This window comes from Roseibium sp. AS2 (assembly GCF_038900065.1).
Lineage (GTDB): Bacteria > Pseudomonadota > Alphaproteobacteria > Rhizobiales > Stappiaceae > Roseibium.
Genome location: NZ_JBBMQN010000004.1, coordinates 162,951 through 185,187 on the forward strand (window position 1 = coordinate 162,951; position 22,237 = coordinate 185,187).

Annotated in this window: 21 protein-coding genes; 15 read left to right on the forward strand and 6 right to left on the reverse strand. The window is 61.0% G+C overall.

Features of this window, described 5'->3' with window-relative positions; translation table 11 throughout:
- Positions 1 to 97 precede the first annotated feature (97 nt).
- The 4 genes from holA to WNZ15_RS12755 all read right to left on the reverse strand — a co-directional run bounded on the left by holA (position 98) and on the right by WNZ15_RS12755 (position 5,239).
- On the reverse strand, positions 98 to 1,138 hold the full coding sequence (holA, locus tag WNZ15_RS12740; RefSeq protein WP_342893359.1) for a DNA polymerase III subunit delta: 1,041 nt from the start codon (positions 1,136 to 1,138) through the stop codon (positions 98 to 100).
- Positions 1,139 to 1,161: 23 nt separating this feature from the next.
- Positions 1,162 to 1,737 (reverse strand): hypothetical protein, encoded by a 576-nt coding sequence (locus WNZ15_RS12745; protein ID WP_342893360.1) that lies wholly within the window; start codon positions 1,735 to 1,737, stop codon positions 1,162 to 1,164.
- Positions 1,724 to 4,345: a leucine--tRNA ligase gene (leuS, locus tag WNZ15_RS12750; protein ID WP_342893361.1), complete on the reverse strand. Its 2,622-nt coding sequence runs from the start codon at positions 4,343 to 4,345 to the stop codon at positions 1,724 to 1,726. Before leuS ends, WNZ15_RS12745 begins: the two co-directional genes overlap by 14 nt.
- Before the next feature lie 153 nt (positions 4,346 to 4,498).
- Entirely contained in the window at positions 4,499 to 5,239 is a 741-nt protein-coding gene (locus WNZ15_RS12755; protein WP_342893362.1) for a hypothetical protein, read from the reverse strand.
- A 215-nt stretch (positions 5,240 to 5,454) separates the two neighbouring features.
- Between WNZ15_RS12755 and WNZ15_RS12760 the strand changes: the two genes are divergently transcribed.
- Together WNZ15_RS12760 and WNZ15_RS12765 are read left to right on the forward strand one after the other, a co-directional pair.
- A complete protein-coding gene (locus tag WNZ15_RS12760) occupies positions 5,455 to 6,126 on the forward strand; it encodes a YggS family pyridoxal phosphate-dependent enzyme (protein WP_342893363.1) in 672 nt (223 codons plus the stop codon).
- A gap of 750 nt (positions 6,127 to 6,876) precedes the next feature.
- A complete protein-coding gene (locus tag WNZ15_RS12765) occupies positions 6,877 to 7,107 on the forward strand; it encodes a hypothetical protein (protein ID WP_342893364.1) in 231 nt (76 codons plus the stop codon).
- A gap of 207 nt (positions 7,108 to 7,314) precedes the next feature.
- Here WNZ15_RS12765 and WNZ15_RS12770 read toward each other — a convergent pair whose 3' ends face one another.
- The gene (locus WNZ15_RS12770) at positions 7,315 to 8,694 is read right to left on the reverse strand and encodes a TrkH family potassium uptake protein (RefSeq protein WP_342893365.1); all 1,380 of its coding nucleotides are present in this window, start codon (positions 8,692 to 8,694) and stop codon (positions 7,315 to 7,317) included.
- 288 nt (positions 8,695 to 8,982) lie between these two features.
- On the opposite strand from WNZ15_RS12770, the gene dctP reads away from it, so the two are divergent.
- From dctP to rimM, 8 genes are all read left to right on the forward strand, one after another.
- The gene (dctP, locus tag WNZ15_RS12775; protein ID WP_342893366.1) at positions 8,983 to 9,975 is read left to right on the forward strand and encodes a TRAP transporter substrate-binding protein DctP; all 993 of its coding nucleotides are present in this window, start codon (positions 8,983 to 8,985) and stop codon (positions 9,973 to 9,975) included.
- Positions 9,976 to 10,089: 114 nt separating this feature from the next.
- Positions 10,090 to 10,599 (forward strand): TRAP transporter small permease, encoded by a 510-nt coding sequence (locus tag WNZ15_RS12780; protein WP_342893367.1) that lies wholly within the window; start codon positions 10,090 to 10,092, stop codon positions 10,597 to 10,599.
- Complete coding sequence (locus WNZ15_RS12785) at positions 10,596 to 11,867, forward strand: TRAP transporter large permease (protein WP_342893368.1); 1,272 nt, start codon at positions 10,596 to 10,598, stop codon at positions 11,865 to 11,867. The genes WNZ15_RS12780 and WNZ15_RS12785 overlap by 4 nt, the downstream gene beginning before the upstream one ends.
- Positions 11,868 to 11,873: 6 nt before the next feature.
- The gene (locus WNZ15_RS12790) at positions 11,874 to 12,758 is read left to right on the forward strand and encodes an isocitrate lyase/PEP mutase family protein (protein WP_342893369.1); all 885 of its coding nucleotides are present in this window, start codon (positions 11,874 to 11,876) and stop codon (positions 12,756 to 12,758) included.
- A 306-nt stretch (positions 12,759 to 13,064) separates the two neighbouring features.
- Positions 13,065 to 14,612, forward strand: coding sequence for a signal recognition particle protein (gene ffh / locus WNZ15_RS12795; protein WP_342893370.1), 1,548 nt, complete (start codon positions 13,065 to 13,067; stop codon positions 14,610 to 14,612).
- Positions 14,609 to 14,932, forward strand: coding sequence for a chorismate mutase (locus tag WNZ15_RS12800; RefSeq protein ID WP_342893371.1), 324 nt, complete (start codon positions 14,609 to 14,611; stop codon positions 14,930 to 14,932). Before ffh ends, WNZ15_RS12800 begins: the two co-directional genes overlap by 4 nt.
- Positions 14,933 to 14,950: 18 nt before the next feature.
- On the forward strand, positions 14,951 to 15,352 hold the full coding sequence (gene rpsP / locus WNZ15_RS12805; protein WP_342893372.1) for a 30S ribosomal protein S16: 402 nt from the start codon (positions 14,951 to 14,953) through the stop codon (positions 15,350 to 15,352).
- Between the two features lie 48 nt (positions 15,353 to 15,400).
- The gene (gene rimM / locus WNZ15_RS12810) at positions 15,401 to 15,955 is read left to right on the forward strand and encodes a ribosome maturation factor RimM (protein ID WP_342893373.1); all 555 of its coding nucleotides are present in this window, start codon (positions 15,401 to 15,403) and stop codon (positions 15,953 to 15,955) included.
- Here the strand turns inward: rimM and WNZ15_RS12815 are convergent.
- Complete coding sequence (locus tag WNZ15_RS12815; protein ID WP_342893374.1) at positions 15,904 to 16,422, reverse strand: antibiotic resistance protein VanZ; 519 nt, start codon at positions 16,420 to 16,422, stop codon at positions 15,904 to 15,906. The two genes, rimM and WNZ15_RS12815, sit on opposite strands and share 52 nt — an antisense overlap.
- A 181-nt stretch (positions 16,423 to 16,603) precedes the next feature.
- Between WNZ15_RS12815 and trmD the strand changes: the two genes are divergently transcribed.
- From trmD to WNZ15_RS12840, 5 genes are all read left to right on the forward strand, one after another.
- Positions 16,604 to 17,314, forward strand: a complete 711-nt coding sequence (trmD, locus tag WNZ15_RS12820; RefSeq protein WP_342893375.1) for a tRNA (guanosine(37)-N1)-methyltransferase TrmD — start codon at positions 16,604 to 16,606, stop codon at positions 17,312 to 17,314.
- A 221-nt stretch (positions 17,315 to 17,535) separates the two neighbouring features.
- Positions 17,536 to 18,006, forward strand: a complete 471-nt coding sequence (gene rplS, locus WNZ15_RS12825) for a 50S ribosomal protein L19 (RefSeq protein WP_342893376.1) — start codon at positions 17,536 to 17,538, stop codon at positions 18,004 to 18,006.
- 255 nt (positions 18,007 to 18,261) lie between these two features.
- Complete coding sequence (leuC, locus tag WNZ15_RS12830) at positions 18,262 to 19,674, forward strand: 3-isopropylmalate dehydratase large subunit (RefSeq protein ID WP_342893377.1); 1,413 nt, start codon at positions 18,262 to 18,264, stop codon at positions 19,672 to 19,674.
- A 289-nt stretch (positions 19,675 to 19,963) separates the two neighbouring features.
- The gene (locus WNZ15_RS12835; protein WP_342893378.1) at positions 19,964 to 20,521 is read left to right on the forward strand and encodes an HNH endonuclease; all 558 of its coding nucleotides are present in this window, start codon (positions 19,964 to 19,966) and stop codon (positions 20,519 to 20,521) included.
- 250 nt (positions 20,522 to 20,771) lie between these two features.
- Positions 20,772 to 22,145, forward strand: coding sequence for a pilus assembly protein (locus WNZ15_RS12840; protein WP_342893379.1), 1,374 nt, complete (start codon positions 20,772 to 20,774; stop codon positions 22,143 to 22,145).
- Positions 22,146 to 22,237 lie beyond the last annotated feature (92 nt).

A 22,237-nucleotide genomic window follows, 5' to 3' on the forward strand; every position in this document is an offset into this window, starting at 1 on the left:
CTGTTATCAAAGTAGTTTCTTGAAAACTGGTTGTTGTTTTGGGCTTGGTCCGGGCGACCTTGCCGCGGTCCTTCAGGGATTGGATGTCACGACGGGTTCAACGCCGCTGGTTGCGTGCGCGGGCGGCCCGGCCCAGGGTCAGCAGGGCTTCCGACAGGACCGGTACACCGAGCGCGTCGTTCAGGCGCGAGACGCGGGTGGCTTCGCTCAGGATGGACATTGCCTTTTCCAGATCCTTCAGCGCCCAGATCCGCAGCTGCTGCGCGAATTTCGGCTTGCGGCTGAAGAAAACCGGCGGGCGCTGGCTGTCGATGACGGCCTGGGCGCTCTTGCCCTTGTCGACATCGTTGCGCATCCGGTGCAGCTGCTGGAAATGTTTCAGCGTCTGATTGGCGATCACCGATGCCTTCGAACCGGCATCGGCGAGCCGCTCCAGTCCGTGGTCCAGCGTGGCAAGGTCGCCGGTGGCCGCGGCATCGATCAGTTCGGACATCTCGAAAGCCGAGGCGTCGCCGATGACGGCGGTGATGTCCTCGCTTTCGATCTTTCCCTTGTTGAGCGCGTAAAGACACAGCTTCTTGAGTTCACCCCGGCTGGCCATGCGGTCGCCGCCGAGCAGACTGTGCAGGGCGGCGCGCGCCTCGTGGGTGATGGTCAGGCCGGCGTCCCGCGTTTCCGCGTCGATCAGCTGGTCGATACCGCGATCGTTGTCCGCGTAACAGGGCAGCGCAATCGCCCGCTTGTGCGGCTCGACCAGTTTTCTGAGACCCACGCCCTTCTTGATGTCACCGGCTTCCAGGACGACGAGGGTCTGCCAGTCCTGGAGTTTCAGGACCGGATCGAGGGCCGGGGCGAGATTCTTGCCCGAGGCGTCCTTGACCCAGACGATCCGGCGGCCGCCGAACAGGGGGATGGTCAGCACTTCGTCGATCAGCCGGTCCGGATCCGACGAGAGCTCCGAAGCGTCGATCTTGATCAGGTTGAACGGATCGCTTTCGCCTTCCGAGGCCTTGGACACAAGCCGCGTGGCCCGCTCCGAGACAAGGCCGGTGTCGGGGCCGAACACCAGGACCACGCCACCGTCTTCCGGCGGATTGGCAACGAAGCGGTCAATCTCCGCTGCTTTGAGAACGGTCACGGCCCTGCGGCTCCCGGAAACGGTTACGACTGGCTGGCAAAATAGCCGGCAATGCGCGCGGCGATGTCGTCGGCAACAGCCTTTGCGACGCGTTCCTGGGCGTCGCGGTAAGCGCGTGTGTTGGCGAAGCGCTGGTTGGAGAAGTCATAGGACGCGGACTTGAAGGCACGCCCGGTCATGAGCGTTTCGCTGGTTGTCAGGTCGCTGAGGACGAAGGTCGAGTTCATGGTGGTGGTGTAGGCCGAGGGGACGTCGGAAAACTGCTCGACGCCGACTTCGGAACTGCCCACATCCATCAGAACCTTGAGGCGGTATTTCTTGGGGGCGGAGCCGGCGCCACGCTCGAAACGGAAGGTGAGCTCGTTGTAGAGCACCCGCGCAGCGTCATCGTTGGCATACTGGCTGTTGATCGAATCGAGGTCGATCGCGGCAAGTTCCGTTGCCACGGGAGACGGGGTTGCACCGAGTTCACCGGTGCTGGTGCCGTAAAGCGGGCGGACCTGGCAGCCGCTGACCACAAGGGCCGCGGCGAAACCGCTGCAAACGGCAAGGCGCCGCAACGCGCTGCCGGTCTGGAAGAGTTTGTCAAACAACGACATTCACGATCCTTTGCGGTACCACGATGAGCTTTTTCGGCGCACTTCCGTCAAGCGCCTTCCTGACGAAGTCGAGTTCCAAGGTAGCCGCTTCGACCTCCTCTTTGGAAGCCTCTTTCGCAATGGTCAGCTCACCGCGTCTTTTGCCGTTGACCTGAACCGGATAGACGATTGAATCGTCGACCAGGAGATCCGGGTCGGCCTGCGGCCAGCTCGCCTCGGAAATCAGGTTGTCGTGGCCAAGCACCGACCAGCATTCCTCGGCCAGATGGGGCATCATCGGTGCCATCATCTGAACCAGGAAGTCGGCGGCTTCCCGCACCGCGTAGTCCGCGCCGGCATCGGCCATTCCGTCGTTGAAGACCTTGCTGGTGGCGTTGACCAGCTCATAGAGACGGGCAACCGCACGGTTGAAGCCGAGGTTTTCCAGATCACTCGAGACAGCGTCCAGCGTCTTGTGGTTGGTCCGGCGCAGATCGAGCGCCTTGCCGGAAACTTCCGGTGGCCGGCCGCCACGCGGTTCGGTCTTTTCCGCTATGTCTCCGACAAGCCGCCACACGCGCTGCACAAAACGCCAGGCGCCCTGAACACCGTCCTCGGTCCAGATGACATCGCGCTCGGGCGGGCTGTCGGACAGCATGAACCAGCGGGCGGTGTCGGCGCCGTAAGTGTCGATGATATCGGTCGGGTCGACGGTGTTCTTCTTCGATTTCGACATCTTCTCGATGGCGCCGATGCTTACTTCATCGCCGGTTTCCAGAAGCACCGCCCGACGGGTGTTGTCGCCGTCCTCGATCCGGATTTCGGAAGGGGCCACCCAGCGGCCGTTCGCGCCGTCGCCGTCCCGATAGGTCTCGTGCGTGACCATTCCCTGCGTGAACAGGCCCTTGAAGGGTTCCTTCAGATCCAGGGCCCCGACCTTCTGCATGGCCCGGGTGAAGAAGCGGGAATACAACAGGTGCAGGATCGCGTGTTCGACACCGCCGATATACTGATCCACCGGCAGCCAGCCGTTGGCGGCATCCCGGTCCGTCGGCTGGTCGCAGTCCGGCGCGGTGAAGCGGGCAAAATACCAGGAGCTGTCCACGAAGGTGTCCATGGTATCGGTTTCGCGCCGTGCCGGCTTGCCGCAGGACGGGCAGGCCGTCTCGCGCCAGGTCGGATGTCGGTCGAGCGGATTGCCCGGCTTGTCGAAATCAATGTCGTCCGGCAACTGCACCGGCAGGTTGCCGTCCTTTTCCGGCACGACGCCGCAGGCGTCGCAGTGAACGACCGGGATCGGGCAGCCCCAGTAGCGCTGGCGCGAGATGCCCCAGTCGCGCAGGCGGTAATTCACCTGGCGTTCCGCCTGGGGGGCACCGTCGAGCTTGACGGATTCCAGTTTCTTCGCCACTGCTTGCTTGGCATCGGAAATGGAGAGGCCGTCCAGGAAACCTGAATTGAAGATGGTACCGTCGTCCGTGAAGGCTTCGCTGCCGACATCGAAGGACTGCGGGTCGGCATCCTTCGGCAGGACGACCGGCTTCACCGGCATACCGTATTTGCGGGCGAAGTCCAGGTCGCGCTGGTCGTGCGCCGGGCAGGCGAAGATCGCGCCGGTGCCGTAATCCATCAGGATGAAGTTGGCGACATAGACCGGCAGTTCCAGGCTGGCGTCCAGGGGATGCCGGACGCGCAAGCCGGTGTCGATGCCCTTTTTCTCAGCCTTTTCAATGGCTTCTTCGGACGTCCCGACGCGGTGGCACTCCTCGATGAAGCCTTTCAGTTCCGGATTGCTTTCGGCGAGCTTGGCCGAAATCGGATGATCCGGCGACAGGCCCATGAAGGATGCTCCGAACAACGTGTCGGGCCGTGTGGTGAAGATCTCCAGTGCCCGGTCGCCGGTCGGCGCGGTCTCCGTGAACTCGAAGCGCACACGCAGACCCTCGGACTTGCCGATCCAGTTCTTCTGCATCAGCCGCACCTTGTCCGGCCAGCGGTCCAGGGTGTCGATCGCTTCCAGGAGATCTTCCGAATAATCCGAGATCCTGAAGAACCACTGTGTCAGTTCGCGCTGCTCGACCAGGGCGCCGGAGCGCCAGCCGCGGCCGTCGATGACCTGCTCATTGGCGAGAACCGTCATGTCGACCGGATCCCAGTTGACCTTGGCGTTCTTGCGGTAGACGAGGCCGGCCTCGAGGAACTTCAGGAACAGGCGTTGCTGCTGGGTGTAATATCCGACATCACAGGTTGCGAATTCCCGGCTCCAGTCCAGCGACAGTCCCATGATCTTGAGCTGCTCGCGCATGGTGGCGATGTTGTCGTAGGTCCAGTCCTTGGGATGAACCTTGTTCTGCATCGCGGCGTTCTCGGCCGGCATGCCGAAGGCGTCCCATCCCATCGGATGGAGCACGTTGAACCCCTTGGCGCGCTTGAACCGTGCAACCACATCCCCCATGGCGTAGTTGCGCACGTGGCCCATGTGAATGCGGCCGGACGGGTAGGGAAACATTTCAAGGACATAGTATTTGTCGCGGGGATCGTCGTTGTGCGTTACGAAGACATCCTTGTCGTTCCAGATTTTCTGCCAGCGCGCTTCCACTTCGCGCGCGTTGTACCGTTCCGTTGCCATCAAATGTGCCGTTTGTTCTTGCCGCCGGATCCGGCGGATTTCCTTGAATGTCTGACTGCCGGACTGTCACCAGAAATCGTGTCCGCGGTCAACATGCGAGAGGCGAATGTTGGTGCTGCTGCCTGTTTATGTCGCAATGCCGTACTCGTAAAGCTATCGGATCGTGGATCCGGCGGAAGAAACAGGTTCCGGTTCGGCAAAAGCGTCCCAGATGTCCTTCATCCGGGCTCCCGCCGGGTGGGCCTTGCTGAAAAGGATATACAGCGGAAAGATGCGGATCGGCTCCGACATCGCGATGCGGTCCGCCTTGTCTTGCAGCACGGCGCGGCTGTGTGTCAGGCCGACGCGGTTGATTTCAACATAAAGATCCGCCCGTCCGAGCGCGAGCATGTTCCATGCCTGTTCTTCCTGTGGCACCGCCTGAAAGATAACACCGGCCTTTTCCATAGGCGCCTGGTACCAGTAGCCGGGAATACCGACGACCGTCAGTCCGCGCGCCTCGATTCCCTTAAAGGACAGGTCTTGGAGGCCGTCCGGAAACCGGTCCTTGCGGTAAAAATAGACGTAACTGGCCAGATCTATGGGTGTTTCCGGATAGATGAAATCTTCTGTTCTTTCCTTCTCGTGGATCCAGGAAAACGTGGCCGGCAGGCTGCCGTACCGGGTCATTTCCAAAGACCGGAGCCATGGGAAAAACTCGAATTCGACGTCATGTCCGGCAGCCCGGAATGTCTCGGCGACTTTTTGTGCGTGCAGTCCAAAGCCGGGTGCGTCGTGTGACGTGAAGGGCGGCCAGTCGCCAATCGCGAAGGTGAAGGTTTCCGGCTTCGCGACCGTGCTCTGGAGAACGAGTGCGAGAAACACTGCAAATGCACGAAATCCACCCGAGGTCATTCGCAATTCCAGGAAAGATACTGGTCCATGGTTGCGGATCGTGGGCAAAAGAAATGAACAAAAGCGTAAGACCCTTCCGCGAAGGGGCTGATAATCAAGAAGGGTTTGAACGGATTTTCATGAATCTGCTAATAGGTGACGGGATGGATACCCGCGTCACGTCAATGAACCGGTACCGTCCCCGGTTCAATCCCGCCGTCCAACTGGAGCATTTCATGGTGTCTGCAACCGAACGTCTGGAAGAGGTTAAGGCCGATATCCGCAGCTCCGAGACCGTGCATGGCCGTAAAGAGGGCTCTGCTACCCTGATTGCGGTATCGAAGACCTATGACGCGGATGTCATCCGTCCGGTTCTGGCGGCAGGACAGCGCATGTTCGGTGAAAACCGGGTCCAGGAAGCAATGGGCAAATGGCCGGCTTTGCGCGAGGAATTTGACGGGATCGAACTGCATCTGATCGGGCCGCTGCAATCGAACAAGGCCAGGGAGGCGGTCGCCACCTTCGATGTCATCCACACCGTTGACCGGCCGAAAATAGCCGGCGCGCTGAAAGCGGAAATGGACCGGCAGGGCCGGGATCTGCCCTGTTTCGTTCAGGTCAACACCGGCGAGGAACCGCAAAAAGCGGGGATCGCCCCGAACGACGTGGATGAATTCGTCCGTCACTGCCGGGAAGACATCGGCCTTACCATTGTCGGCCTGATGTGCATTCCTCCGGTCGAGGAAGCTCCGGGCGAGCATTTTGCGCTTCTGGAAAAGATCGCCGGACGCAACGGCCTCACTCAGCTCTCCATGGGCATGTCCGCCGACTTTGCGATCGCGGTCGGCTTCGGGGCGACGCACGTGCGGGTCGGCTCGGCGATCTTCGGCACACGGGACTACGGCTGAGAAGCGGTTCGCGCCGTTTCCAAACCGTCGTGGGCTTGTGCCGGGGCCTCGAAGAAGATCCCGGATCGTGCCCACAGGTGCCAACTTGAAGGCTGTTAGGGCAGGCCACGCCCCCGCCGTCACCCCGGACGGAGCGCAAGCGCAGATCCGGGGCCTACTCGTTTCCAGAGTAGCCCGGCGAGAGCACAGCCTGTGCCGAGAGGAAAGGCGAGTGGGCCCCCGGTCGTCGCTGCGCTTCGCCAGGGGTGACACCAAAGGGAACCCAATACGCCTGAACTACAGGACCAACCGCTCTTTCAGCGACGCTCATGTTAGCGCCTGCAGACACAAGGCCGGGACGGCGCTGAATGTTGCCGCGAGTGATCTGCCAGATCCGCCCGCCCGGAACCGTGAAAGCAGGTGCAACAGGTGCGCCGCTGACTGCAAATCTCCAGAAAAATCATTCATAAACAATATCTTGATAGATTTACAGTGTTCTTCCTTCCCGCCGCAGTCCCGCCTGAAACCATTGATGTTGACGGGAATTTGTTCTGCCTGTGACGGATCGTCATACCCGGACACAACAATGCCGCGAAGGTTTCAAGGAGACGCCTTTTGGCTGTCGCGATCGGCCCGCACTGTCCGTCCTGTTCCGGTTCGGCGGGTCGCAGGGACCTTTCGGACGGACGGAACAGCGGGACCGTCCACGGCTGCAGAAAAGCGGCCGGGTGGGGACGGCCCGGCCATGACCAAACCACTGGAGGTCACATCATGTCCAAACGTCTTACCGTTGCTCTTCTCATCGGTGCGTTCACCGCGTCGTCCGCAGCCCTTGCTCAGGGCATGTCGTTTCAGGCGGTCGACAGCGACCAGGACGGTTACGTGAGCTTTGAGGAAATCTCGGCCGCTGTTCCGACCATGTCGGAAGACCTGTTCCAGGCAGCGGATTCCAACCAGGACAGTCTGCTCGACCCGGAAGAATTCGCAACCGTCCTGCCGTAAGGCGAGCTCCGGGCGATCATCCCCCCGTAGGCTGCAAATTCGACGGATGACCGGTTTCATCCGATCGGTCCATCGTTGGCCGCGCAGTTCGATCGCCTGAGAAAGACCACCGCCGGACGGTCACGCCGGCGGTGGTTTTCCATGTCCGTGTCACTTTCGCAACCCTTCAAGTGCAGCCAGATGCATTGCCATCTTGCAAGGTTGGGTTCAGTCGCACCAGAAATCCGGGGTCAGAAGCAGGATTCCTCCGAGGATCTCGAGACGGCCGAGTATCATTTCAATGGCCAGGGACCACTTGGCTGCGTCAGGAAGAGATTGAAACGTTCCTGAAGGCCCGATGGTGTTGCCGACACCGGGCCCGACATTGGCCAGCGCCGTGCCGGACGCGCTCAGCGCGGTTTCCAGATCGAGTCCCAGCATCATGTAGATGAGGGAAAACCCCGCGAACGATCCCGTATAGAGCACCGCGAACACCAGAACGCCTTCCAGCACGTTGTCCGACACCGCCTGGCCCTGATACCGGGGAGCCGCGATGCGGTGCGGGCGGATCATGCGGCGCAGGAGCGCGTGGATGTAGGCGGTCAGGATCGCGATGCGGAACATCTTGAAACCGCCGGCCGTCGAGCCGCTGCAGCCGCCGAAAAACGTCAGCACGAAGAAAATAACAATGACCGCCGGTCCAAACCGCAGATAGTCGTTCGCCGCGTAACCGGTGGTCGTGATGATGGAGACCACGTTGAAGACCGCCAGTGTGAACATGTGAAACGGTGTGTCGTGAACAATGTACCGTTCGAAGAAAAAGACCCCGAAAGAAGCCGAAGTCACGAATGCCAGTAGAAGCACGACCTGGATATCCGGTGTGAACCGCCGGCGCTCAAGGCTTCTGATGAGGTATAAAAACGGCAGGCTGGAGAGCAGCATGAACACGGTGGCGACCCAATAGACCGCAGTTCCCTGAAACTGGCCGAAAGACTGGTCCGAGGTTGAGAAGCCGCCGGTGGATACCGTGGTCATGGTATGGACGACGGCGTTAAAAAAGCTCATGCCGCAGATCAGGTAAAGGATCATGCAGCTCAGTGTCAGCCCTCCGTAAAGGATCAGCAGCCGGTAGACGAAGGGCGTTATGCGGCCATAGGGCCGCGTGGTCTTTTCCGACGATTCCAGCGCGAAAAGCTGGCTGCCGCCCACCCTCAGAGCCGGCAGAAGCCATATGCCGAGAACGATGACACCGATGCCGCCGATCCACTGCAACAGCGCGCGCCAGAGCAGAATACCGGGAGGAAAGCTGTCCAGTCCGGTCAGTACGGTGGATCCGGTGGTGGTCAGGCCCGAGGCGGCTTCGAAAAAGGCATCGGTAAAACCGAGCCCGAGATTGCCGGAATAAAACGGTATCGCACCGGCGATGGAAAACGCGAACCAGGCCGCGGTCACGAACACGATCGCCTCGCGGAATCCGGAGGGCGGTTTTTCGCCCCTGAATGCCAGTGCAATCAGGCCGCCCGTAGTTCCCAGCACCAGCCCCGATACCAGAAAGACCTGCCAGTCCGCGTGCGCGGCAACGGCATCGGCCATCGCGGGGAGGGTCATCAACAGGGAAATCAGGATGAGCAAACGACCGATTGGTAAGGCTATGGCTCGAAAATTCATTGACCGTGCATCCGGGAAGGACGGCTGTCAGGACGGCAGTCGGGTTTGTTTGAAGAAGTCCTTATCCGCCCGCGCCGTGCAAAATGCAAGGAACGGGTTCCTGAAACGGGAACAGGCATCACCGGTTGCAAGGGCTTTCAGGCGTATTGACCCTGAAATGCGCTTTTGCAAGAGTGCCTTCCGGACCCTTTCGTTTTGAAGCGAAAGGTTCTTTTTGGGAGGAATAAAATGAAAGCATTTTCCTGGGCGCTGGGCGCCGCAGTGGCGCTTGGCCTGTCTGCCGGTTCGGCGCAGGCTGCCGACACGACCTTGCGTATATCGCTGCAACTGCCGCTGACGAGCCATCTGGGTCAGAACCTTCAGCTCTTCAAGGAAGAGGTGGAGAAGACCTCGAACGGTGACATCGCTGTCGAAATCTACGATTCCGCGCAGCTTTACAAGGACAAGGAAGTCCCGGCTGCGGTCGGCTCCGGCGCCATCGAGATGGGCGTCGCATCACTGACGCGCTACGTCGGTGACGTGTCCGCGGTCGATATCTTCTATCAGCCGTTCCTTTTCGACACGGAAGCAAAGGTCCGCGCGGCCGTCGCGCCCGGGTCGCCGGTGCGTGGCCCGCTTGACGACGCCATCTCGGAAACCGGATCCACGGTGTTGTGGTGGCAGGCCTACGGCGGGGCGATCATGCTCTCCAAGGACGGTCCGGTGAAAACACCGGCCGAGATGAAGGGCAAGAAAGTCCGGGTCTTCGGCAAGACGCTCGGCGATTTTGTCACGGCCGCCGAAGGCGCACCGACGCTGATCTCCGGCTCCGAACAGTATCTGGCCTATCAGCGCGGTACGGTGGATATCGGCATGACAGGCGTTTCGGGTGTCAAATCCCGCAAGCTGTGGGAGGTGATGGACACGATCACCGTGACCAATCATGCCGACATCGAGTTCATCGTCGTGGTGAACACGGATTTCTGGAACCGGCTGCCGGAAGACCACAGGGCGCTCATCCAGGCCGCGGCGCTGAAGGCGGAAGCGGATGTGCGGGACCGGATGTCCGAGATCGAGGCCGCGGCCTATGCGCAGGCCGAGGAAAACGGCATGACCATCTATACCCCCACGGCGTCGGAACTCGAAGCCTGGAAAGCGGTAAGCCAGCCGGTCTACGACGCTTATGTCGAAAAATCCGGGGACCTTGGCAAGACCGTCATGGATGCAGCGAAAGCTCTCTGACGCGGACTTGACCCGTTGGGCGGCGGCCGGAAAACATCCGGCCGCCGCCGAAATCCTATGTTCTTTCTCTTTTGAACCCTCCGGTGGCTGCAGGTCCCGGTGCCGGGGAATTCCATGAAAACCTTTTCACATCTCCTGAAGGCGCTGGCCTGGATCGCGGCGCTGCTGTTTTTTGTCGCCGGGGGCATGCTGACCTACGAGGTCGCGGCGCGCTACCTGTTCGTGGCGCCGACGATCTGGGCGGCGGAACTGTCCCAGCTCTGCCTCATCTGGGGATCCATGATCGCCATGCCCTGGCTGCTTCAGGCCAACCGCCATATCGCCGTCGATGTGGTGACCGACAGGCTGGGCCCCGCGGGGCGGACTGTCTGCCGGTTGCTGGCAATGACCGCGGTTGCGCTTTTCAGCGCCGTGGTTGCCTGGAAGGGCGGCGGCATCTTCCTTGAGTCCTTCGAGCGCGGACGGACCACCGGCTCGATGCTGGACATGCCGATCTGGGTTTCCGAACTGGCGATCCCGGTCGGCTTTTCCTTGGTGTTCCTGCAGGCGCTGATCGAACTCGCGCGAACGCAGGGTGGTGGTGGCGGCCCGGAAGACAGTCGGGACGGCGAGGTATCCGCATGACGGTCGTGCTCATCCTGATAGCTTTGTTCTCGCTGCTGCTGATCCGGGTGCCGGTGGCTTTCGCGCTGGGCGGGCTTGGCCTGGCGCTGCTGATGCTGGGTGGATTTTCGCCGTTGATGGCGCCCCAGGCGATCCTGTCGACCCTCGACGGCTTCATCCTGCTGGCCGTGCCGCTGTTCCTGCTGATGTCGAACATCCTGCTGAAAGGGGGCGTCGGCAGGGATCTGTTCGCGTCCGTCCACGCCTGGGTCGGCCACTGGCCGGGCGGCCTCGCGGTTGCCACCATCATTTCCTGTGGCATCTTTGCCGCGATTTCCGGGTCTTCCGTCGCCACCGCCGCGACCATCGGCACCGTTGCAATACCGGAAATGATCGGGCGCGGGTATCAGCGTCGGTTCGTCTACGGGCTGCTGGCCGCCGGCGGAACGCTTGGCATCCTGATCCCGCCGTCCATCCCGATGATCGTCTATGCCTTCGTCACCGAACAGTCGGTGCTGGACCTGTTTCTCGCCGGCATCGGGCCGGGACTTCTGCTGGTGGTGCTGTTCATCGCCTTTTCGATGATTTATGCGCGCTGGTTCGGCGGGTTCACGCCGGAGCCGCCGACGGAATGGCCCGAACGGGTCCGGGCAACGCTCCGGGCGTTGCCGGCGGTCCTGCTGGCCGCCTATGTCATCGGGGTGATCTATACCGGCGCGGCGACACCGACCGAGGCAGCCGCGCTTGGTCTTGCCGGCGCGCTTGCGATCACGCTGGCGATGCGCCGGTTGAGCTGGACAGGATTCCGTGAGGCGAGCTTCGAGAGCATGGCGACAACGGTGGCCATTCTTCTGATTGTTGCGGGTGCCAAGGTGTTCGGCAAGGCGATCACGCTTTATCGGATTCCGCAGGAGATTTCGGTCTTCATCGGCCAGAACATTGATACGCAGCTTGGCTTCATCCTGGTGGTTGCGGTCGTGCTGCTGATCATGGGGCTGGTGTTCGAGGCCCTGTCCATGGTCCTGATCATGACGCCGGTGCTGTTGCCCGCGGCGCTGCTGCTCGGCTTCGATCCGATCTGGTTCGGCGTCTTCATGGTGGTGATGGTGGAATGTGCCCTGATCACGCCGCCGGTCGGACTCAATCTCTATGTCATCCAGTCGGTTGCCAAGGCCAGTCTCACGGATGTGTCGCGCGGAGTCCTGCCGTTCCTTCTCCTGTTGCTGTTCTCCGCGGCGATCCTTTATGTATGGACCGATCTGGCGCTCTACATTCCCTTCAAACTCTGAGGTTTCATGATCATGCCGTCTCCGGCCGAAACGCTTCGTGCCCTGCTGGCGCAGGACACGCTCCATGTCATGCCCTGCTGCTACGACGCGCTGTCGGCAAAGCTGATCGAACAGGCGGGATTCGATCTGACTTTCATGTCCGGGTTCGCCGCCTCCGCGTCGCGGATCGGTCAGCCGGACCTCGGATTGATGTCCTATGGCGAGGTGCTCGATCAGGCCCGGAATATCACGGATGCGGTCCGGGTTCCGTTGCTGGCTGACGGCGATACGGGGTACGGCAATGCCATGAATGTGCGCAGGACGGTCACCGGAATGGCCAAGGCCGGTGCGGCGGCGGTGATGATCGAGGATCAGGTCGCCCCGAAACGCTGCGGTCATACGCCGGGCAAGGCGGTGGTGACCCGCGAAGAGGCCTTCGACCGGATCCGCGCGGCGCAGGATGCCAGGGAGGCGGGCGCCGACATCCTGATCCTGGCGCGCACCGATGCCCGCCATGACCACGGACTTGGCGAGGCGATCGCGCGGGCGGCGAAGTTCAAGGAACTGGGGGCCGATATCCTGTTCGTCGAGGCGCCCAAGACCGTTGCCGAGATGGCGGAAGTCTGCCGGGAACTGCCGGGTCCGAAGATGGCCAATATCGTCGAAGGCGGCGAGACACCGGACCTGTCGCACCGGGAGCTTCAGGACATCGGCTATGCGATTGCCGCCTATCCGCTGACCCTGATGGCCAGCGCCATGAAGGCGATGATGACCACACTCGCGCAACTGAAGACGGACCAGGACCGCACGCCCGACCTGATGGACTTCAGGGAATTGCGCGACAGGATCGGTTTCAACGACTACTACCGGATCTCGGCGACCTACGAAACGTCGCGGCGGGATGCCGAATAGTCCGGCTGGTTTGTTTCGAACGGTGGCGGGCACGGCGAATGCCGTTCCGTGACAACGGGGCGTCTTCCTTGACTCTCTGACCGCTTTCAGGCATAGACCGCGAACTCCATATGAGTGAGCAACAACTCGACCCGCCGACCGGGACCCGTCAAGGTCTAAAGAGTTCCCGGAGGTCACCACCCGACAGCGCGATGCGCCCTCGGGTGTCAAACTGCTTTGCGCAGTTCGATCCGGTTGGAATCGAGGCAGGGCTGCCCATATGGTTCGGGAGATTTCCCGAAACCGACGATGTTCAAGGACCCTTTGATGTTTGAAAGCCTGTCCGATCGACTAAGCGGCATTTTCGACAAGCTCACCGGCCGCGGTGCGCTCTCGGAAAACGACGTCAACGAGGCGATGCGCGAAATTCGCCGCGCGCTGATCGAGGCTGATGTCGCGCTGCCGATCGTACGGTCCTTCACCGACAAGGTCCGCAACCGGGCTGTCGGCGCGGAAGTCGTCAAATCGGTGACGCCGGGCCAGATGGTCGTGAAGATCGTTCACGATCAGCTTGTCGAGATGCTCGGCGAAGAGGCCCAGCCGATCGACCTGAACGCACCGGCGCCCGTGGCGATCATGATGGTCGGCCTGCAGGGCTCGGGCAAGACGACGACGACCGCCAAGGTCGCGCGGCGCCTGACCCGGCGCGACAAGCGCAAGGTGCTGATGGCGTCACTGGACACCCGCCGTCCGGCGGCCCAGGAACAGCTCAGGGTTCTGGGCGAACAGAACGAAGTCGACACCCTGCCGATCATCGAGGGTCAGGGCCCTGTCGAGATTGCAAAACGCGCCATGTCCGCCGCCAAGCTGGGCGGCTATGACGTGGTCATGCTGGACACCGCCGGCCGGATCCATATCGACGAGCCGCTGATGGTGGAAATGGCGGATATCAAATCCGCCGCGCAGCCCCATGAAATCCTGCTGGTGGCCGATTCCCTGACCGGTCAGGACGCCGTGAATCTGGCGCGGAACTTCGACGAGCGTGTCGGCATCACCGGCATCGCGCTGACCCGCATGGACGGTGACGGCCGCGGCGGTGCGGCGCTGTCCATGCAGGCGGTCACCGGCAAGCCGGTCAAGCTGATCGGGACGGGCGAAAAAGCCGATGCGCTGGAGGATTTCCATCCCAAGCGGATCGCCGACCGCATTCTGGGCATGGGCGACATCGTCTCGCTGGTGGAAAAGGCCGCCGAGGCCATCGACGCGGAAAAAGCCGCCCAGATGGCGAAAAAGATGCAGAAGGGTCACTTCGACCTGGACGATCTGGCCGAACAGCTGAAACAGATGGAAAAACTGGGCGGCATGTCCGGCATGATGGGCATGCTGCCGGGTGTCGGCAAGATGAAGAAGCAGATCGAGGCGTCCAACATCGACGACAAGATGTTCAAGCGTCAGGTCGCCATCATCCAGTCGATGACGCCGATCGAGCGCCGCAAGCCCGACCTTCTCAAGGCCAGCCGCAAGAAGCGCATCGCCGCCGGATCCGGCGTGCAGGTGGCCGAAGTGAACAAGCTTCTGAAAATGCACCGCCAGATGGCGGACATGATGAAGAAGATGGGCAAGGGCAAGGGCATGCTCGGCAAGCTGATGGGTGGCATGGGCGGCGGCATGCCCGATGTCGATCCCAAGCAGCTTGAAGAAATGGCCAAATCCGGCCAACTGCCCGGTGGCATGGAGCTGCCCAAGGGTCTTCCGGGCGGACTGCCTGGCGGGCTGGGCGGCGCCGGGCTGCCACCTGGAATGCCGGGTCTGCCCGGCCTCGGGGGGCCGAAACTTCCGGGTCTGCCGGGCATGGGAAAAGGCAAGAAACGATGAGCGAAGCGGAAACCCGTCTGGGCCAGAGTGCGGCGCTTGCCGAATTGAAAGCCCTGCGGTCGTCCATCGACAACATCGATGCGGCGCTGATCCACATGCTCGCCGAACGGTTCAGGTGCACCCAGAAAGTGGGCGTGCTGAAAGCCAACAACGACCTGCCGCCGGCCGACCCGGCGCGGGAGAAAATTCAGATCGAGCGGCTGAGGCAACTTGCCGGCGACGCCAATCTCGATCCTGACTTTGCCGAGAAGTTTCTGAACTTCATTGTTCACGAAGTGATCCGGCACCATGAAGCCATTGCCGCAGAAGCCGGCAACTGAAAAAACTGGAGAAATATCATGGCTACGAAAATTCGCCTGGCACGCGGCGGTTCCAAGAAACGCCCGTATTACCGCATCGTCATTGCCGACATCCGCTCCCCGCGCGATGGCCGCTTCATTGAAAAGGTCGGTTCCTACGACCCGATGCTGCCGAAGGATTCCGAAGACCGCGTGCAGTTGAATGTCGAGCGCATTCAGTACTGGCTCGACACCGGTGCCCAGCCGACCGACCGCGTTCACCGTTTCCTGGATGCCGCCGGCCTGAAGAAGCGCGACGCGCGCAACAACCCGAAAAAGGCCGAGCCGGGCGCGAAGGCCAAGGAACGCCTGGAAGCAAAGCGGATCGCTGAAGAAGAAGCGGCTGCCGCCGCCGCCGCTCCGGCTGAAGAGGCTGCTTCCGAAGAAGCTGCCGCCGAATAAGTCCGATGACAGCCGCCGCGCCGGAATTGAGCCAGGGAGCCTTTTGAGATGACGTCATCAGACGATCGGAAGGTGCTGATGGCCAGGATCGGTGCGGCGCACGGCATTCGCGGGGAAGTGCGGGTCAAGCCTTTCGGCAGCGACCCGCTTTCCTTTGCCGACTATGGCACCCTTGTCACCAAGGACGGCTCCCGGTCGTTCGAAGTGGAAAAGGTACGGGTGCAGAAGACGGTTGTGATCACCCGGTTCAAGGGGCTCACGGACCGGAACCAGGCCGAGGAACTGAACGGGGTTGAACTCTATATCAGCCGCGACCAGCTGCCCGAGCCTGAAGAAGACGAATTCTACTATTCGGATCTGACCGGCCTTGCCGTCATCGATCAGGGCGGCGAAACGCTCGGCAAGATCGCGGCGGTGCAGGATTTCGGCGCCGGCGACCTGCTTGAGGTCCGGCCGCAGCGCGGCAACACTTTCTATATCCCGTTCACGAAGGACTTTGTGCCGGAGATCAACCTGGCTGAAGGACAGGTGCGGGTGGACCTGCCCGAGGACTATTTTTCCGAAGGAGCGCCGGAACCGTCCGAGGGTGCGCCCGAGCGGTAACGGGTACGGACCGGTTCCAGACCCATCCGGCCCAGATTGAAATCTTCCTGTTCGTCCTTTACCGCCTGGCGGGTTTCGGAGCGGATCAGGGCGATCAGGGCCACGATCATCGAGACGCCGATGCCGTTGGCAACCGCGTCGGAAAGAGACATTTCGTGGTGGGGCAGGAAGCCCTGCAGCACCTCGCCACCCAGTCCCATGCCGAAAGCGACGACTGCGGAAATCCGCAGCCGGCAGCAGAAGAGAGCGTGGATGGACAGGGTCAGAAGGGCGAAAAAGCCGATATGGATGACCTTGTCATAGGGGTGGCCGACACCGGTGTTGAAGACCAGGCCGACGAGAACGCCAAAGGTCATCAGACAGATCAGCGGCAGAACGCGGCTGATCGAAACATCGAGATAGTGCCGGTCGACACGTGCCTGGATGAACGCGGGAAGTTTGAAACGGTAGACTGGAAACCTTGGCACGGTGAAAGACCCGATTGAATCGCTCTTGTCAGGGTAGGCACCGGGCCTTAATCAGAACTTTCTTTCCGATGATCCGGGTGTTGATATCGCCGGATTTCGGAGAATGCGGTAAACGGCTTCTTAACCGGGGGCGGGTTTTCGGACACGGATCAACGGCCAATCGGGAAAACGGGCAGCGGTCATGGCTTTCAAGGCAACAATCCTGACGCTCTACCCGGACATGTTTCCGGGGCCGCTGGGTCACAGCCTGTCCGGACGGGCACTGGACAAGGGCCTGTGGCAGCTCGAGACCAGCCAGATCCGCGATTTTGCCACGGACAAGCACCGCTCCGTCGACGACACGCCTGCGGGCGGCGGCGCCGGCATGGTGCTCAGGGCCGATATTCTGGCCAGGGCCGTCGATGCGGCCGCGCAGCAGGACGATCCGCGTCCGAATCTGCTGATGAGCCCGCGCGGTCTGCCGTTTACCCAGGACCGCGCCCATGAGCTGGCCGAGGGACCCGGAGCCGTCATCGTCTGCGGCCGCTTCGAGGGGGTCGACCAGCGAGTGATCGAGGCCCGCGGCCTGGAGGAAGTCTCCATCGGCGACTACATCCTGTCCGGCGGGGAAATCGGCGCGATGACGCTGCTGGATGCGGTCATACGGCTCATTCCCGGGGTCATGGGCAACATGGAAAGCGCGGATACGGAAAGTTTCGAGACGGGTCTTCTGGAGCACCCGCATTACACCCGCCCGGCCGCGTTCGAAGGCGCGGTCATTCCCCAGGTGCTGACCTCCGGCAATCACCGCAAGATCCACGAGTGGCGCATGGCGGAAGCCGAACGCCTGACCCGTGAACGCCGCCCGGATCTCTGGGATGCCTATATGGCGGATGAAGACGACGTGGATTGACGAATCCGCATGACATGGGGGGTGTTTTCCTGTATACGCCCGCCGAAGCCGGGTGATCGTGTGTCTTGATTTTGAAGGCATGCCTTGTGGACGGGTCTGGAAAGACCTGAATTCCGCGGCCATCCGGCGGACAAGGAAACATGGCCCAGAGCTGGTGAATTCGTTCCCGGTCCATTCGGAGAACGCTCTGACCGCTTTGTAAATGAAAAGGGAAAAATGCCATGAATATCATCGAACAGATCAATGCCGAGGAAATGGAGAAAATCGAAGGCCAGCGGAAGCTGCCGGAATTTTCTCCAGGTGACACCGTTCGCGTCAACGTGAAGGTCACCGAAGGCACCCGCACCCGTACACAGGCTTACGAAGGTGTCTGCATCGCCCGTTCCGGCGGCGGCATCAACGAGAGCTTCACGGTGCGCAAGATTTCCTACGGTGAAGGTGTCGAACGTGTGTTCCCGATCTTCTCACCGATGCTGGAAGGCGTGGAGGTTGTCCGCCGCGGTAAGGTTCGCCGCGCGAAGCTCTACTACCTGCGCGATCGCCGCGGCAAGTCGGCCCGTATCACCGAGAACACCAATGTCCGCGCCAAGCGTCTGAACGAAGTGGCCCGCTCCGAGGCTGTTGCCGCGAAGGTCGCCAAGGCGGAGGCCAAGCAGGCCGAAAAGGAAGCTGCGGAAAACGCTGCAGAATAAGCCGGCCCGGCTTGAAGAATTTGAAGACGGCGGTCCGGATGGGCCGCCGTTTTTTCGTTTTTGCCGCTGGCGGTCAATCCCAGTTGAATTCAGCTCAACTCGGAACGCTTGACGTTTGAGCAGAGCTGCGTCATTCACTAGCCTTGACAATTGAGGACAGACCCCCGCGGCCGGACCGGCCGAAGGAGGGACCTGCCGGGCTCCTGCAAACTGAAGAGGTTTGAACGACGGTCCGGCGGGACTGAGGAGAGACCCATGGCCAAGGCACGGACGCTTTACGACAAAATCTGGGACGACCACGTGGTCGACATGCAGCCGGACGGTACCGGCCTGCTCTATATCGATCGCCATCTGGTGCATGAAGTCACCAGTCCGCAGGCCTTCGAAGGTCTGCGCATGACCGGCCGGAAAGTGCGTCAGCCACAGAAAACCCTTGCCGTCGTCGACCACAACGTGCCGACCACGGACCGCCGCCATGGCATCGACGATCCTGAATCCGCACTGCAGGTGGATACGCTGGCCAGGAACGCGGCCGAATTCGGGGTCGAGTATTACTCCGAACTGGACATGCGTCAGGGCGTGGTTCACATCATCGGCCCCGAACAGGGCTTCACCCTGCCCGGCATGACCATCGTTTGCGGCGATAGCCACACGTCGACCCACGGGGCCTTCGGCTCCCTGGCGCACGGTATCGGCACGTCGGAAGTCGAACATGTTCTGGCCACGCAGACGCTGATCCAGAAAAAAGCGAAGAACATGCTGGTGAAGGTCGACGGCAAGATCCCGGACGGCGTTACCGCCAAGGACATCGTGCTGGCCATCATCGGCAAGATCGGCACGGCCGGCGGCACCGGCTACGTGATCGAATACGCCGGCGAGGCCATGCGCTCGCTGTCCATGGAAGGCCGCATGACCGTCTGCAACATGTCGATTGAAGCCGGCGCGCGCGCGGGCCTGATCGCGCCGGACGCAGTCACGTTCGACTATATCAAGGGCCGCCCGAAGGCACCCAAGGGCGAGGAGCTGGACAAGGCGCTGGCCTACTGGCAGACGCTGCATACGGATCCGGATGCCTATTTCGACAAGGTTGTCGAGCTGGACGCCGCCAATCTGCCGCCGATCGTCTCCTGGGGATCGTCGCCGGAAGATGTGGTCTCCGTGGAAGGCATCGTCCCGGATCCGTTGGAGATCGAGGACGAGAACCGCCGCGCCTCGAAAATCCGCGCGCTGGAATACATGGGGCTCGAGCCGGGCACGAAGATCACGGATATCAGGATCGACCGGGCCTTCATCGGGTCGTGCACCAACGGCCGGATCGAGGACCTGCGCGCAGCGGCGGCGGTGATCGGAAATCACAAGGTGTCGTCCCATGTCAGCGCCATGGTGGTGCCGGGCTCCGGACTGGTGAAGGAGCAGGCCGAAGAGGAAGGCCTGGACCTGATCTTCAAGGAAGCCGGTTTCGAGTGGCGTGAGCCCGGCTGTTCCATGTGCCTTGCCATGAATGCGGACAAGCTGAGCCCGGGAGAGCGTTGCGCCTCGACGTCGAACCGGAATTTCGAGGGCCGCCAGGGTCACAAGGGCCGGACGCATCTGGTGTCGCCGGCCATGGCTGCGGCGGCCGCGATCGCAGGACATTTTGTCGATATCCGGCAGTGGACCTCAAATTGATTCGATTGAGGAATTCATGATTTCAGGGGGCGCCTTCGGGCGCCCTTTTGCGTTGGAGCCGCCGGTTTGTCACAGTGCCGCAGAGATTTCCGCTTTCACGCAAATAATTCATAGCTTTAAGAAAAATGCTTTGCCGGAAACGGGTCCGGCTTTCTGTTGCGAGAAATGAATTTACCGGGCTTCACAAGACTGTCACCTCGGCACTACAATACTCCCGTCACAAAAGGACGTGATCCGCTGTCCGTTTGACCGGGCACCGGACGATCCGACTAGTCGTGAGGAGCGGAGCGTGACGATAGCGGTTTCGCCGGGGACGCATCCGGCGTTGGTGCTCAATGCGGACTATCGGCCCTTGAGCTACTATCCTTTGTCCCTGTGGAGTTGGCAGGACACCATCAAGGCTGTGTTTCTGGATCGGGTAAACATCGTTTCGGAATATGACGCGGCGGTCCGAAGTCCGAGCTTCGAGTTCCGATTGCCGAGCGTCGTTTCCCTCAAGACCTTTGTCAAACCCAGCCGATATCCCGCCTTTACCCGCTTCAACGTCTTCCTCCGCGACAAATTCCAGTGTCAGTATTGCGGCTCCAGGCATGAGCTGACGTTCGATCACCTCATTCCGCGCTCCAAGGGTGGTCTGACGACCTGGGACAACGTCATCACGGCCTGCTCTCCGTGCAACCTGCGCAAGTCCAACAAGTCCTGCCAGCAGTTGAACATGTGGCCGATGCACATGCCCTTTCAGCCGACCATCCAGGACCTGCACAACAATGGCCGGGGTTTCCCGCCGAACTACCTGCACGAGAGCTGGCTGGATTTCCTCTACTGGGACACCGAACTGGAACCCTGAAAACACGGCCACCTGTTTCGACCCTTCATGGGCTGCCGGGGCTATCAGGGACTGTTGCCGACCGGAGCACGCCGGATCGTGCCGTCTTGCGTTCCGGCCGGTATTGAAGAATTTTAATCAATAAATTTATGTCTTGTTAATAGCTTTCCTAAGGTTCATTTAAGGAAATGGGTACCTTTTTGCATTATTTGTCTCGTTGAAACATGAGGCAACCATGCACAGTCGACGCATTCACTCCGTGAAGTACCTATTGAGACGTTTGATAACCCAGCGTGACGGGGCAATTCTGCCTATTTTCGGACTGATGGTTATTCTCATGATCGTGCTTGCAGGCGCCGCGGCCGATGTTACCCGTGCGGTCAGTGCAAGGGAAAAGCTGTCCTTTGCCCTGGATGCGGCGGCGCTGTCCGTGGCGGCGGACCTGTCCACATCGGTGATGACCGACGCGGAGATCACCGAGGCGATGACCGCGTCCTTCCGGGCCAATCTTCAGGACACCGAATTCGTCGAACAGGCCATCGGCAATCTGGAGTTCAATGTGGACAGCGAAAACGGGGTCATCTCCGTGTCGTCCAGGGCCTCCCTCAACAATTATTTCATCGATCTGGGCGGTTACATGCAGAGCGCGCTGGGTCCCGAAACCTTCGAATTCGGCACGCGCTCGCAGGTCTCCTATTCGAGGTTCGACGTGGAACTGGCCCTTGTGGTGGACGTCACGGGGTCCATGTCCTCGAGCGACATGCGCACCCTGCGCGAGGCTTCCGCCGGCGTGGTGGACATACTGGTGCCCGAAACGGTGGATGAAAGCGACGCGATGGTCCGCATTTCGCTCATTCCCTACAGCCAGGGCGTCAACCTGGGCCCCTATGCGGACAAGGTGAAGGGATCCGATTTCTACAGTGTCAGCGGCGACTGCGTTACCGAGCGTCAGGACTTCGACAGCAACGAAGTGATGTTCACGGATGCCGCCTACGACTATTACACCGATGTCAGCCCGCCGCCGGAGGGAACCTTCTTCGGCGGCGGCAGCACCAGTTGCTCCTCTTCTTCCGAAATGGTGCCGCTGACAAGCGACAGGGACACGCTGCTGCCCGCGATCGATGCACTTACCGATACCGGCGGCACGGCCGGTCAGACCGGGATTGCCTGGGGCTGGTACAGCCTGTCGCCGAATTATTCCTCCCTGTGGCCCTCGGAAAGCACGCCTGCGGCCTATTCGGACGACGAGGTTCTGAAGTTCGCGATCATCATGACCGATGGCGACAACAACCGGTTTTACGAATTTATCGAAGAAGAGGAACAATGCGGCTGGGTCCGCAATCGCGGCCGATGGCGCTGGGAGTGCAGCACCGTGCCCGTCAACGCATGGCGCGAGTCCGGTGAGAGCGAATCCTACAGCAATGTGTCTTCCACACGATCCCGGGACATGTGCGCGGCTATGAAAGCGTCCGACATCGAAATTTTCGGCGTTTATTTCGGTACCAGCAGCACTTCGGCCGGCGCACGCAACATGCAGTCCTGTGCCAGCGACGGCAATTATTATCAGGCATCGTCCGCAGAACAGCTCATCAGTGCCTTCGCGAACATCGCACGCAAGATCCAGTCGATCTATCTGTCCAAATGATCCCGCGGCGCAATCCTTTGCCGGAACCCTGGCCGGAAGGTCGATGGGACGGGGGGTGTAAAAACAATTTCGACAGCAACCTTAAACTTTTA